This window comes from uncultured Microbacterium sp., from assembly GCF_963524805.1.
Lineage (GTDB): Bacteria > Actinomycetota > Actinomycetes > Actinomycetales > Microbacteriaceae > Microbacterium.
This window is the reverse complement of the sequence record NZ_CAURGG010000012.1, coordinates 38725-51492: the sequence shown is the minus strand read 5'-3', so window position 1 is coordinate 51492 and position 12768 is coordinate 38725. Positions and strand designations below refer to the sequence as shown.

Annotated in this window: 13 protein-coding genes; 6 read left to right on the top strand and 7 right to left on the bottom strand. The window is 68.9% G+C overall.

What is annotated here, in order from left to right:
• The 4 genes from RWQ91_RS16505 to RWQ91_RS16490 all read right to left on the bottom strand — a co-directional run.
• Nucleotides 1-250 (bottom strand): translation initiation factor IF-2 N-terminal domain-containing protein (locus RWQ91_RS16505; RefSeq protein WP_314508203.1); only part of this gene is annotated, 250 nt, incomplete at its 3' end.
• 58 nt (nucleotides 251-308) lie between these two features.
• Nucleotides 309-581, bottom strand: coding sequence for a YlxR family protein (locus tag RWQ91_RS16500; RefSeq protein WP_314508202.1), 273 nt, complete (start codon nucleotides 579-581; stop codon nucleotides 309-311).
• A gap of 43 nt (nucleotides 582-624) precedes the next feature.
• Nucleotides 625-1611: a transcription termination factor NusA gene (nusA, locus tag RWQ91_RS16495; protein WP_314508201.1), complete on the bottom strand. Its 987-nt coding sequence runs from the start codon at nucleotides 1609-1611 to the stop codon at nucleotides 625-627.
• Nucleotides 1612-1725: 114 nt separating this feature from the next.
• Complete coding sequence (locus tag RWQ91_RS16490; RefSeq protein ID WP_314508200.1) at nucleotides 1726-3612, bottom strand: lipase family protein; 1887 nt, start codon at nucleotides 3610-3612, stop codon at nucleotides 1726-1728.
• Nucleotides 3613-3668: 56 nt separating this feature from the next.
• Between RWQ91_RS16490 and RWQ91_RS16485 the strand changes: the two genes are divergently transcribed.
• The 4 genes from RWQ91_RS16485 (at nucleotide 3669) to RWQ91_RS16470 (ending at nucleotide 7299) form a co-directional block, all read left to right on the top strand.
• Nucleotides 3669-4499: a DUF1206 domain-containing protein gene (locus tag RWQ91_RS16485; RefSeq protein ID WP_314508199.1), complete on the top strand. Its 831-nt coding sequence runs from the start codon at nucleotides 3669-3671 to the stop codon at nucleotides 4497-4499.
• 63 nt (nucleotides 4500-4562) lie between these two features.
• Nucleotides 4563-5069 (top strand): pyridoxamine 5'-phosphate oxidase family protein, encoded by a 507-nt coding sequence (locus RWQ91_RS16480; RefSeq protein WP_314508198.1) that lies wholly within the window; start codon nucleotides 4563-4565, stop codon nucleotides 5067-5069.
• Nucleotides 5070-5200: 131 nt separating this feature from the next.
• Nucleotides 5201-6157 (top strand): hypothetical protein, encoded by a 957-nt coding sequence (locus RWQ91_RS16475; protein WP_314508196.1) that lies wholly within the window; start codon nucleotides 5201-5203, stop codon nucleotides 6155-6157.
• Nucleotides 6157-7299, top strand: coding sequence for a hypothetical protein (locus tag RWQ91_RS16470; RefSeq protein ID WP_314508194.1), 1143 nt, complete (start codon nucleotides 6157-6159; stop codon nucleotides 7297-7299). The genes RWQ91_RS16475 and RWQ91_RS16470 overlap by 1 nt, the downstream gene beginning before the upstream one ends.
• Here RWQ91_RS16470 and RWQ91_RS16465 read toward each other — a convergent pair.
• Nucleotides 7284-9050: a proline--tRNA ligase gene (locus RWQ91_RS16465; RefSeq protein WP_314508193.1), complete on the bottom strand. Its 1767-nt coding sequence runs from the start codon at nucleotides 9048-9050 to the stop codon at nucleotides 7284-7286. The genes RWQ91_RS16470 and RWQ91_RS16465 overlap by 16 nt on opposite strands.
• Before the next feature lie 11 nt (nucleotides 9051-9061).
• A complete protein-coding gene (locus tag RWQ91_RS16460; RefSeq protein WP_314508192.1) occupies nucleotides 9062-9625 on the bottom strand; it encodes a pyridoxamine 5'-phosphate oxidase family protein in 564 nt (187 codons plus the stop codon).
• 52 nt (nucleotides 9626-9677) lie between these two features.
• On the opposite strand from RWQ91_RS16460, the gene RWQ91_RS16455 reads away from it, so the two are divergent.
• Together RWQ91_RS16455 and RWQ91_RS16450 are read left to right on the top strand one after the other, a co-directional pair.
• Nucleotides 9678-10358: a GntR family transcriptional regulator gene (locus RWQ91_RS16455; RefSeq protein WP_314508190.1), complete on the top strand. Its 681-nt coding sequence runs from the start codon at nucleotides 9678-9680 to the stop codon at nucleotides 10356-10358.
• The gene (locus RWQ91_RS16450) at nucleotides 10355-11374 is read left to right on the top strand and encodes a 1-aminocyclopropane-1-carboxylate deaminase (RefSeq protein WP_314508188.1); all 1020 of its coding nucleotides are present in this window, start codon (nucleotides 10355-10357) and stop codon (nucleotides 11372-11374) included. Before RWQ91_RS16455 ends, RWQ91_RS16450 begins: the two co-directional genes overlap by 4 nt.
• 79 nt (nucleotides 11375-11453) lie before the next feature.
• Here the strand turns inward: RWQ91_RS16450 and ispG are convergent, their stop codons facing one another.
• The gene (gene ispG, locus RWQ91_RS16445) at nucleotides 11454-12605 is read right to left on the bottom strand and encodes a flavodoxin-dependent (E)-4-hydroxy-3-methylbut-2-enyl-diphosphate synthase (protein ID WP_314508186.1); all 1152 of its coding nucleotides are present in this window, start codon (nucleotides 12603-12605) and stop codon (nucleotides 11454-11456) included.
• Between the last annotated feature and the right edge of the window lie 163 nt (nucleotides 12606-12768).

Here is a 12768-nt window from a genome sequence, read left to right as displayed (position 1 = left end):
GACGCGCGGCGCCGGGCCGCGCACCGGTGGCGGGTGCACCGGCGGTCGCCGTCGCGGCGGCGGGTGCCGCTGCGGCCTTGCCGGCACCGTCTGCCTCGAGGGCAGCGCGGAGCTTGCGAGCCACGGGGGGCTCGATCGTTGAAGAGGGGCTCTTGACGAATTCGCCGAGCTCCTTGAGCTTTGCAAGAGCGATCTTGCTGTCGACACCGAGTTCGGATGCGATCTCGTGTACGCGTGGTTTGGCAGCCACAATTCTCCTGTCTGGGTTGGTCCACCCAGGCAGGGCAGACCTCAGTCGCGGACGGGTCTCATTTCGAGCCGTTCACTTTGTTTCCATAGCCGTTCAGCCGTTTCTCGAAGGTCTGCGTATCCAGAGGACCTGACACACGCAATGCCCGCACGAAAGCGCGGCGCCGGATCGCGGCCTCCACGCATTCCTGCGTCTCATGCACCCACGCGCCCCGCCCCGGCATCGAGGCCCGTTCGTCGGCGACGAGGTGGGAATCGACGGCCACGACTCGCAGGAGTGTGGACCGGGGGGCACGCGTGCGGCATCCGACGCACGTTCGTACAGGAACCATGTTACACCTCTGGGCTGGACGCCCGCCGGCCGACGGCGGTCGCTCAGCCCTCCAGGACGCTGTCGGGCTGGATGTCGATCTTCGCGCCGGTGAGCTTGGCGGCGAGGCGGGCGTTCTGCCCCTCCTTGCCGATCGCGAGCGACAGCTGGTAGTCGGGGACGAGGGCGCGCACGGCCTTCGTCGAGGTGTCCAGGATGAAGCTCGAGGTCACCTTCGCCGGCGACAGCGCGTTGGCCACGAAGCGAGCGAGCTCGGGGTCGTAGTCGACGATGTCGATCTTCTCGCCGCCGAGCTCCTCGGTGACGGCGCGCACGCGGCGGCCGAGCTCGCCGATGCACGCGCCCTTCGCGTTGATGGTGGGGTCGGTCGCTCGCACGGCGATCTTCGTGCGGTGACCCGCTTCGCGTGCGAGCGAGACGATCTCGACCAGGCCGGCATGGATCTCGGGCACCTCGAGGGCGAACAGCTTTCGCACCAGTCCCGGATGGGTCCGCGAGACCGTGATCTGCGGCCCCTTGGTGCCCTTGGCCACGGAGGTGACGTACACGCGCAGCCGCGAGCCGTGGGCGTACTCCTCGCCGGCGACCTGCTCTTCCGGAGGCAGGATCGCCTCGACCGAGCCGAGGTCGACGTGCACCATGCGCGGGTTCGGACCCTGCTGCACGACACCGGCGACGATGTCGCCCTCCTTGCCGCGGAACTCGCCCAGGACGGCGTCGTCCGCGATGTCGCGCAGGCACTGGCTGATGACCTGCTTGGCGGCGAAAGCGGCGATCCGGCCGAAGTCGTCCGGCGTCGTCTCCTCCTCGCCGATGACCGCACCCTCGTCGTCCAGCAGCGGCAGGAAGATCGCAACGTGCCCGGTCCTGCGGTCCAGAACGGCACGGGCTCCGTCGGGCAGCTCTCCGGTGGCGGTGGTGTGCTTGGCGTAGGCGGTCAGGATCGCCTGTTCGATGATGCGCACGAGCTCATCGAACGGGATCTCCTTCTCTCGCTCAATCGTCCGCAAGAGTGACAGATCGATGTCCACAAGTGACCTCCCTATTCAGCTGTCGCCGTCGCGCGGCGGGCGCGCGGCATCCTTCAAAGGTACCGGATGCCGCACCCGTGGATCTGGGAGATCTCTGGCGACCGCGCCCCGCGCTCAGCCCTGCGAACGCGCGCAGTCCGACACGAGATCGCGATCGCGATCGAACCGCGCCTGCGTCCAGTGCATCAAGACGGGAAGGAACGGCGAGGACGGCACGATGAGCGAGCGGTGATCACCGCGCAGGTACGGCACCCACCGCACGGCGACACCCTGCTCGCAGAGTCCGTCCACGAAACGCTGGGTCAGATCCGGGGGGATGACCTCGTCCTGCAGCGACCAGCCGATGAGCAGGGGCGACTCCCAGGGGCCGGTGGCGGCGTTCTGCGCCAGGCGGCGCCCAAGCGCTCCCCCCGTGAGATCGGCGGGATAGAGCGGCTCGTCGGCGGAGACTCCGAGTGACGTGATCGCCGAGACGAAGAGGCCGGGCTCGCTGAGGCACCGTTGGGTCATCTCGCGGACGATCACGCGCCCCGAGGTCGCGACGTAGTCCGAGACGTTCACGTCGGGGTACATGTCCGCGTACGGAACGAGCACCCACGAGGCCATGATGGACAGTTCCGCCGACGCATCGCTGCGGGTCAGCTTCCGCGCCATCGCGAGCGGGTCGGCCAGCGGCGACAGGGCGGCCGTTCCCAGGATGCGCAGCTCAGGCGCGTACTCCGCTGCGACCGGCTCGGTGAACAGCGCGGCGTGCCCTCCCTGCGAATGGCCCCACACCACGACGTCGGATGACAGGCGCACACCCTCCAGATCACGAGCAGCGCGGATCGCGTCCAGACTCGAGCGGGCCTCGCCCTCGCCGATCAGATAGGGGAAGCGTCCTTGCGTGCCGCGTCCCGTGTAGTCCGAGGCCACGATCACCCAGCCGCGCGCCAGTGCCTCCTCGACCGCCGGAATCGCCCAGCGCGTGGCCGTCGAATCGAGCAGGCTCGGCGCGCAGCCGCGTGCGACCCCGGTGGTCCCCCAGTTCCACGAGATGACCGGGTGCGCTCCGGACGGCGAATCGATCGGCGATATCACCAGGGCGCTGGCCACCGATCGCACCCCGACGGCGTCGGTCGTGCTGTACAGGATGCGCTGCACTTCGCCGCCGGCCGGCGCCGTGCCGAAGTAGTCGTCGGAGCGGATCAGCACGCCGGGTCCATCGGGCATCTCGGCGGGCGCGTCGTAGAACGCGTCCACCACCGGAGCGCCCTCGGCCAGCCACGTGTTGACCCACCACGCCGACGCGGAGAGCACGACCAGGGCGACGGCGAAGACGTAGCGGCCGGCATCCAGCAGCGTTGTGGTCCGCCGAGAAGGGAGCGCGTCCGCCTCGAGGTCCGGTCGGCGGGCGAGCCTGCGTCCTGCCCGCCAGATCAGAGCCGCCCCGTAGATGACCGTGCGGATGCCGAACAGGACGGCCGCGATCAGGAGGGTCAGATCCGGCCAGGCCAGGGCGAGGATGCCGAACACGACCTGCGCCAGGCTGGAGGCGACCGCCAGCACCCGTTCGCTGACGCGGCCGCGGGTGGCGCCTGCCAGGGAGCCGAGCCCGCCGAGGACGAGCAGCACGCTGAGAACGGCCGGCAGAAGCTGGATGCTGCGACCCAGCCAGACCAGCACCGCGATTCCGCCGGCGATCCACAGGATGCAGATGGCCCGGTTCCACCCGCGGATCGCACTCGCCCGCCTCGATGGCGCCACCGTGCCCGCGTCGAGCGCGGCGCGCTGCGCGGACTCCGCGTCGGCCAGACCGAGGAGTCCCGAGATGATCGCACTGATTCCCACGAGCACGGCGAGCAGCCACAGCGAGGTCAGCGGTCGGGTCACGATGAAGCCACCGAGCAGCAGCACCGCGAACCCGATCGCGAGGGCCGCCGGCGCCGGCGCGTCCTCGATAAGGCGCAAGGCCCGTCGCAGCCGGGGACGGCGCAAGGCGGGGGCGCGGTCGACGGTCACGCGGGCAATGATAGGTCGCCTCCTCGGCCTCCGGCCCCGCACGTAGGCTGGCTGGGATGGACTCCGCAGCCCCCAAGCGCGTCGCCCGCGAGGCGGAGCAGAGCACGCCGTTCCGCGTGCTCGCTCGGGCCGGGTACGCCGCGAACGGCCTGGTGCACATCCTCATCGGTGCGATCGCGCTGGCCGTCGCCTGGGGCGACAAGGGGGCGACCGATCAGTCGGGCGCGCTCATGGCGATCGCGGACGTGCCGTTCGGCTTCGTCCTTCTGTGGATCGTCGCGGTCACGCTGTGGGCGCTGGGGGCGTGGCAGCTGCTGGAGGGCATTCTCACCCGCGCCGACTCCGACGACGCGCCGGAGGTGGCGGGCAAGTGGGGCAGGCGGCTCGGCGCCTGGGGCCAGGCCGTCATCTTCGTGGCGCTGGGCCTGATCGCGGCGGCCGTCGCACTGGGCGCTCAGGTCGACACGGAGCAGGCCGCCGAGAACGCCAGCCGCGGCCTCCTCTCCGTTCCCGGCGGCCCGGTCGTGCTCGTCCTCGTGGGACTGGGCATCGGCATCGGCGGTGTGGTCTTCATCGTGATGGGTCTGCGGCGATCCTTCCGCAGCAAGATCGACATTCCCGAGCACGGCATCGGTCGCGGCATCGCGGGGCTCGGCCTGGTCGGATTCATCGCCAAGGGCCTCGCGCTCGTCATCGTCGGCATCCTGCTCATCGTCGCGTCGTTCAGCTCGGATGCCGATACCGCCGGCGGCCTGGACGGCGCCCTGCGGGCGCTCCTCGCGCTGGATCTCGGTCCGCTCCTTGTCGCCGTGGTCGGGGCGGGCTTCATCGCCTACGGGATCTTCGGCCTGTTCCGCGCGCGGTTCGCGCACCTCAGCCCCGGGTAGATCCCGCTGCGTCGGCCCTGTCAAGCCCTTGGGCGGCCGACCGCGGGGTGTGAGCCTCGGAAGATGGCTGATGAACAGATGACCCAGACCGATGCGATCACGCGACTGAAGGAATTGGTGGAGGACATCGATTTCACGATGCTCACCACCCTGGACGCCTCCGGGAACCTGGTCTCCCGACCGATGAGCACCCGGCAGATGGACGAGACCGGTGCCATCTGGTTCTTCACCGCGGACGACAGCAAGAAGGTCGACGAGGTCGAGGCCGATCACGACATCGGCCTGTCCTACCTCGACTCCAAGGGGATGCGCTTCGTCTCGGTCGCCGGGCGGGCGAGCGTGGTGCACGACACCGCGAAGATGAAGGAGCTGTACACGCCGTCGCTGGACATCTGGTTCGAGGACGGCCTGGAGACCCCCGGTATCGCGCTGTTGAAGGTGACCCCCGTCGAGTGCGAGTTCTGGGAGCCCAAGCACGGCAAGATCGTGATGGCGGCGGGCATGCTGAAGGCTCTCGTCACGAAGGACACCCCCGACGACACCATGCGCCACGAGAAGATCAGCTGCTGAGGCAGACCCGCTCGAACGCACCATCGGCGTGACCCGTTGCGCCGCGACCGGTGCGGGTGCATCATTCACGTGTTGGGGATCATCCGCGCTCTTGGGGATCGCGATTCGGCAGGTGCTTCGGGGGTGGCGCTGTGTCTGACGACAATGCCGGCGCGGCCGCCGGAAGTGCAGCGCCGGCGCAGGCGATCGAAGCTCCGCACGCCGACGTCGCAGGCGGGTCGTCGCTGGATCCGGCACCCTCCCAGAGCCGGAGACTCGGACTCATCGCACTCGCACTGGGAGTCGCCGCCGGTGTGAGCTGTCTGCTCCTGCTCGTTCCGCCGTGGAATTCGCGCATCGGAGTGTCGGTGACGGTCGCATTGGCACTCGCCGGGGCGATGTGTGCCGTCGTGGCGCTGGAGCGTGGCGGCAAGAGCATCGTGGCGATCTGTGCCGTCGTCGTGGCGTTGGTGATCGGCGTCGTGACGACAGCAGCCGCGCTGCCTCCTCCGGACCTGTACGCGCACGTCTACGGCTACGCCGATGACCCGGGCCCGGTGCCCGACTGCCCGACGCCTTCCGACCCGCCCGACGGAACCGACCCGGGTTTCTGGGAGGGCGCCTTCTATGCGACGGACCTGGGGGCGCAGGGAGGGAGCTCCGCCCCGCTTCCCTTCGAGACGAAGGTGTCGATGTCGCAGGCGGCGACACAGCTGCCCGCCATGTCGATGACGGTCGGACGACCTGTCGATGCGACCCAGGCGGCCGCAGATGCATCCGTGCCCCCGCCGGAACAGGGGGTCTATCTGGCGGTTGCGGTCACGTACGCGGACCCGGGCGAACAAGCCTTCTCCTGTGGTTTCTCCCCCGCCTTCCCCTCCAGCTGGTGGCTTTCGGACGCAGGCGAAGAATTCGAGCTCGCGACCGTGTCGATTCCCGACTTCCCGACCCTGGAGGATGGCGGCATTGCTGACCCGACCGGCGATTCCCTCGTCTATTACGACATCTTCGACGTGAGTCCCGCAGCGGCGGCCGGCGGAAGCTACTACACGGTCCTCCTCACGCCCGAGGCGTCGCAGCAGTTCGTCTCCTGGGGAGCAGACGGATGATGCCGACCGAGATCCACCCCGACCCGGTCCACCCTGTGGCCGCGGAGCGGCGCCGGCGACCGCCGACGCTCGTCATCGTCGCCTTCTACCTGTGGTGGCCGCTCATCATCGGTCAGTCGATCATGCTCGCTTACCTGGCGCTCACGCTCGTGCAGGCCGCGCGGATCGGCGGACCCGCCTGGGACGTGCTCTTCGTCGACCCGCCCGTCGCCCTTCCCCTTCTCTTGATGATCACGCTGGAGGCATCCTTCGCCATCTCGATGCGCGGTGGAAGCGGAGTGGCGCGAGCGGTCCTGGTCGTGCTCGCGGCCGTGACCGTGGCGTTCGCACTCGTCGTGCCCATTCCCGACAACGGGACGCGGATGCCTGTTGTGCAGACGACCGCGGAAGTGCTCGCGGCGTCGGTTCCGTTCGATCTCTCGCTCATACTCACGGTGCTCGCGGCCGGCGCGTTGGTCGCATCGGTGCTCCCGTTCCTGCCGGCCGCGAACAGCTACTTCGAGCGGGCTCCCCGCGCAGTGGCGGGGGACGACGAGGCCGACCTCCCGTCATCGAGCTCGATATCCCGAGCTCGTCGGCGGATGCCGTGGCAGGTCCTGGTCGCGTTCATTCTGTGGTGGCCACTCATCCTCATCGAGGCCCTGGCACTGTTCCTGGTAGGACAGCAGATGGCGTACTACCTCGGGCTCGGCATGGGGAGCATGGTCACCGTCATGTTCGCGATCGGGGTCGCGCTGCCGCTGCTCGGTGTGATCGCCGCCGAAGTGACGCTTGTGTTCTTCCTTCGACGAGCCAGTCGAGCTGCTCGTCGATGGCTTCTCTTTCTCGCCATTCCGACGGCTGTCCTGGCGATCTGGCCCGCTCTCGCGGTGTTGATCGCGCAGGTCCTGCCGGCTGAGCGGGCTATCGCCAATGGCCTGCTCGGAGCCGAAATCGCCTCGGTCGGCGCGCTGATCGCAGTGCTGGCGCTCGCCGCGTCGATCCTGCCGTATCTTCCACCCGGTCATCGCTTCTTCGACGACGCACCGTTCACCGGCGAGGAGGGATCTCCTGCTCAGGTCGCTGCGGAAAGCGAAAGCACTGCGGACGACACGCTCGCCGTGCCGCAGGCCGACGCTCAGCCGGATCAGCGAGTGAGCTGAGCGAGGGCCTCCTGGATCGAGAGCGTTTCGCGGTCTCCGGAACGGCGGTCCCACAGCTCGACCTCGCCGTCCGCCGCGCCGCGACCGACGATCACGATCTTCGGCACGCCGACGATCTCGGCGTCGCCGAACTTCACGCCGGGCGACACCTTGAGCCGGTCGTCGTACAGCACGTCCTTGCCCGCGGCCTCGAGGTCGGCGGCGAACTGCGCGGCGACGTCGAAGATCGCGGCATCCCGGCCGGCAGCGACGACGTGCACGTCGAACGGGGCGACCGACGCCGGCCAGATGAGCCCCTTCTCGTCGTTGTTCAGCTCGGCGATGATCGCCAGGATCCGCGTCACCCCGATGCCGTACGAGCCCATCGTCACCGTGACGAGCTTGCCGTTCTCATCCAGGACCTTCAGGCCCAGCACGTCGGCGAAGAACCGGCCCAGCTGGAAGACGTGCCCGATCTCCATCCCGCGGGCGAGCTCCACCGGTCCCGAGCCGTCCGGTGCGGGGTCGCCGGCGCGGACGTTCGCGACCTCCACGTAGGCGTCCGTGCCGAAATCCCGGCCCGCGACGAGTGAGTGCACGTGCTTCTGATCCATGTTGGCGCCGGTGATCCACGAGGTGCCGTCCACGACGCGGGGGTCCAGCAGATACCGGATGCCGGTCGCCGAGTCCTCGCCGAGGATCGAACCGGTCGGCGACCAGGGTCCGATGTAGCCCTTCACCAGCAGCGGGTGCCGCTCGAAGTCCGCCTCGGTGGCCGCCTCCACCCCGGCCGGGGCGAACGCCACCTCCGCGCGCTTCTCGTCGATGTCCCGATCGCCCGGCAGTCCGACGACGACGAGCTCGCGCGTGCCGTCGAGGTGAGTGAGGGCGAGCACGACGTTCTTGAGCGTGTGCGCCGCCGTCCACTCGCCCTGCTCAGGTGCTTCCAGATGCGCGTTGGCGTGATCGACGAGTGTCGCGATCGTGGGAGTGTTCGGCGAGTCGAAGATCACCGGCTCCCCCAGACCATCGAACGCGATGGCGTCGGGAACGACCGTCGTGAACGCCTCGACGTTCGCGGCGTACCCGCCCTCGGACCGGACGAAGGTGTCTTCACCGATGGGGGTGGGGTGCAGGAACTCCTCGCTGCGCGCACCGCCCATCAGACCGTTGTCCGCCGCCACGATGGCGTACTCCAGCCCGAGCCGCTGGAAGATGCGCTCGTAGGCATCGCGCTGACGCTGGTAGGAGGCATCCAGCCCTTCGTCGGTGTAATCGAACGAGTAGGCGTCCTTCATCGTGAACTCGCGCCCGCGCAGCAGGCCCGCACGCGGTCGAGCCTCGTCGCGGTACTTGTCCTGGATCTGGTAGATCGCGAGCGGCAGATCCTTGTAGGACGAGTAGAGGTCCTTCACCAGGAGGGTGAACAGCTCTTCGTGGGTCGGGGCGAGCAGGTAGTCGGCGTCCCGCCGATCCTTCAGTCGGAAAATGCCGTTGCCGTAGGTCTCCCATCGGCCGGACTGCTCATAGGGGTCGCGCGGCACGAGAGCCGGGAAGTGCACCTCGTAGGCGCCCGCGTTCGCCATCTCGTCGCGGATGATGCCTTCGATCTTCGCCTTGACCCGCAGGCCGAGCGGCAGCCACGCGAAGATCCCTGGTGCCTGGCGGCGGATGTAGCCGGCGCGGACGAGCCAGCGGTGCGAGGCGACCTCGGCATCAGCCGGGTCTTCACGCAGGGTGCGGAGGAAGAAATGCGAGAGACGTGTGACCACGAGGGTCAAGTCTAGGCGGGCGGATGCCGAGCATCCGCGAGCGCGGGCAGCCCGTCCAGCGAGACGGCGTTCTTCTCCGCACGGTAGGCCTGGAGGCCCTCAGGCCCCTTCTTCTGCGCCCAGGGACCCATGATGTCGCGGTCCTCGACGAACTCCATGACCGGGACCCCCCATCCGCACGCATCGGCGACGCGGCTGACGTCGACGACGATCACGGCGCGCGCACCGACATGACCCGGGTGCTCCCGCTGGACCCGTTCGAAGGTGTCCTCACCCGGCAGGACCACGCGACCGCGTCCGTGCAGTCGGACGATCCGGGGCCGCGGACCGAAGGAGGAGAACATGAGACAGATCCGGCCGTTCTCCGCGAGGTGTGCGATCGTCTCGGCACCGCTGCCGGTGAGGTCGAGCCACGCGACCGTGTGCTCGTCGAGGATGCTGAGCGAGTCCTGCCCGCGGGGCGAGACGTTGACCATCCCGTCCGCGGACAACGGTGCCGTCGCGACGAAGAACATGTGCTGCTCGGCGATCCATGCCGCCACGTCTGAATCGATTCCGTCGAAAACCCTGCCCATGAGCAGAGTCTACGATTTGACAGGTCGCCGAGTACCGGATGCAATATATTGCATGCCAGTCCCCTCGACCGTCACTCCTCCCCGCGCTCTGCTGCGCGACGAGGTGTACGAACGGCTCCGTGATGCGATCGTCGACGGCACCCTGGCGCCCGAGGAGCAGCTGCGCGACACGGAACTGGCAACGTGGCTGGGCGTCAGCCGCACTCCGGTGCGGGAGGCCCTGCTGGAACTGGCCCGCACCGGTCTCGTCCGGGCCCTGCCCGGCCGGTCCACCGTCGTGGCGCCGGTCGACGACGCGAGCGTCCGCGACGCGCAGAGCGTCGTGGCCGCGATGCATCGCCTCGCCGTCGAGGGCGCGATCCGAGCGATGACCGAAGCGGATCTCGAGCGCATGCAGGACGCGAACGCCCGCTTCGACGCCGCTCAGCAGAGCGGAGATGCGGATGCCGCTCTCTCTGCCGACCAGGACTTCCATGCGGTCGCCGTCGACCGCTGCGGCAACGAGGCCGTGCGAGCGGTGATCGCTCAGTACGAGCCCGTGCTGCACCGGGCCGAGCGTCTGCGGTTCGGCTCACCGGAGGGACGCGACTCGGTGCACCGCCATGCTCGGCTCATCGAACTCCTTCGCGCACGCGATGCCGACGGGGCGGCGGAGCTGGCCGAGCAGACCTGGCGCAGCCTCGCCGTCTCCCCCGCATCCGCACCGACCCGCCGACCCGAGGACCGCACATGAAGCTCGCCGAATTCCCGCGCTATCCGCTCACCTTCGGACCGAGCCCGCTGCAGCACCTCAGGCGGCTGACCCAGCATCTGGGCGGTGCTCAGGTGTGGGCCAAGCGCGAGGACGTCTCCAGCGGCCTGGCCTACGGCGGCAACAAGGTGCGCAAGCTCGAGTACATCGTCCCGGACGTCCTGGCCTCGGGCGCGGACACGCTCGTCTCCATCGGCGGCTATCAGTCCAACCACACCCGCCAGGTCGCGGCAGTGGCAGCCCACCTGGGCCTGAAGGCCCGGCTCGTGCAGGAGAAATGGGTGCCGTGGGATGACCCCACCAACGACCGGGTCGGCAACATCCTGCTCTCGCGCATGATGGGCGCGGACTCGCGCCTGGACGACGCCGGCTTCGACATCGGCGTGCGCGACTCCTGGAAGAACGCGCTCGCCGAGGTGGAGGCATCCGGGGGCAAGCCCTACCCGATCCCCGCCGGTGCGTCGGAGCACCCGCTCGGCGGTCTGGGCTTCGCGAACTGGGCGTTCGAGCTCGCCGAACAGGAGCGCTCGCTCGGCATCACGTTCGGCACCATCATCGTCTGCACCGTCACCGGCTCGACCCACGCCGGGATGATCGCCGGATTCGCCGCGCTCGAAGACCTCACCGGGGTCAGGCGGCGCGTCCTCGGCATCGATGCATCCGCCACGCTCGCGAAGACGACGGATCAGGTCACCCGCATCGCTCGCAACACCGCGGCGCTCATCGAGCTGGGCAGGGACCTGCGCGACGATGAGATCCAGGTGCTGGACGGATGGGCGGGCGAGCTCTACGGCATCCCGGTCGAGTCGACGATGGACGCCATCGCGCTCGGCGCGCAGCTGGAGGCGATGATCACCGACCCGGTGTACGAGGGCAAGTCCCTCGCCGGGCTGATCGACCTCGTCCGAAGCGGCGACATCCCGAAGGACTCGCACGTGCTCTATGCGCATCTCGGGGGTCAGCCGGCGATCAACGCCTACCACTCGCTCTGGCCGTAGCCGTCCGCCGCGATGCGCGGTGCGCGATCGTCGGGATGCGCCGAATTCCGGATGCCGCGACCCGGCGAGCCCGGCCGGCTCAGCTCGTGACGACCTGCGCCGTTCCGATGCCCGCTTCCGGACCCATCTCCGCGGCCAGTCGATTGGCCTCTTCGATCAGCGTGGCCACGATGTCCGCCTCCGGAACGGTCTTGATGACCTGACCCTTCACGAAGATCTGACCCTTGCCGTTGCCGGAGGCGACCCCGAGGTCGGCCTCGCGCGCTTCGCCGGGACCGTTGACGACGCAGCCCATGACCGCGACGCGAAGCGGCACGGTCATGTCCTTCAGGCCCTCGGTCACGTCGTCCGCGAGCGTGTAGACATCCACCTGGGCGCGACCGCACGAGGGGCATGACACGATCTCGAGCTTGCGCTCGCGCAGGTTCAGCGACTGCAGGATCTGGTGGCCGACCTTGACCTCTTCGGCGGGAGGGGCGGACAGCGAGACGCGGATCGTGTCGCCGATTCCTTCGCCGAGGAGGATGCCGAACGCCGTGGCGCTCTTGATCGTGCCCTGGAAGGCCGGCCCCGCTTCGGTCACACCCAGGTGCAGCGGCCAGTCGCCCATCTGGGCGAGCAGGCGGTACGCCTGCACCATGATCACCGGGTCGTTGTGCTTGACAGAGATCTTGAAGTCATGGAAGTCGTGCTCCTCGAACAGCGACGCCTCCCAGCGCGCGCTCTCGGCGAGCGCCTCGGGGGTCGCCTTGCCGTACTTCTGCAGCAGGCGCGGGTCGAGCGAACCGGCGTTGACGCCGATGCGCAGCGAGACGCCGGCGTCCTTCGCTGCCTTCGCGATCTCGCCGACCTGGTCATCGAACTTGCGGATGTTCCCGGGATTGACCCGCACCGCGGCGCATCCGGCGTCGATCGCCTGGAAGACGTACTTCGGCTGGAAGTGGATGTCGGCGATCACGGGGATCTGGCTCTTCTTGGCGATGATGTGCAGCACATCGGCGTCATCCTGCGACGGCACCGCCACCCGCACGATCTCGCAGCCGGACGCGGTCAGCTCGGCGATCTGCTGCAGCGTGCCGTTGATGTTGGTCGTCGGGGTCGTGCACATCGATTGGACGCTGACCGGAGCGTTGCCGCCGACGAGCACCTTGCCGACTCTGATCTGCCGGGACTTGCGACGAGGGGCGAGGGTTTCGGGGACCTTGGGCATCCCCAGATTGACAGCTGGCACGTACACCAGCCTACGACCCGCGGCCGCGCGGCGGCTGTGCCCGCCGGACTCCGAGCACACGCGCAGGCGGATCGCCCGGCATCCCGCGTCTGATATCGTGACCGCATGCACGCGAACCTCACCTGGTGGCCCGCCTCCTAGGCGGTGTGCTCGCGTTCTCAGA

Excerpts from the sequence above, each read along its gene's own strand:
- RWQ91_RS16500 (WP_314508202.1), bottom strand. The coding sequence starts at position 581 with ATGGTTCCTGTACGAACGTGCGTCGGATGCCGCACGCGTGCCCCCCGG.
- RWQ91_RS16485 (WP_314508199.1), top strand. The coding sequence starts at position 3,669 with ATGGACTCCGCAGCCCCCAAGCGCGTCGCCCGCGAGGCGGAGCAGAGC.
- RWQ91_RS16480 (WP_314508198.1), top strand. The coding sequence starts at position 4,563 with ATGGCTGATGAACAGATGACCCAGACCGATGCGATCACGCGACTGAAG.
- RWQ91_RS16470 (WP_314508194.1), top strand. The coding sequence starts at position 6,157 with ATGCCGACCGAGATCCACCCCGACCCGGTCCACCCTGTGGCCGCGGAG.
- RWQ91_RS16460 (WP_314508192.1), bottom strand. The coding sequence starts at position 9,625 with ATGGGCAGGGTTTTCGACGGAATCGATTCAGACGTGGCGGCATGGATC.
- RWQ91_RS16455 (WP_314508190.1), top strand. The coding sequence starts at position 9,678 with ATGCCAGTCCCCTCGACCGTCACTCCTCCCCGCGCTCTGCTGCGCGAC.
- RWQ91_RS16450 (WP_314508188.1), top strand. The coding sequence starts at position 10,355 with ATGAAGCTCGCCGAATTCCCGCGCTATCCGCTCACCTTCGGACCGAGC.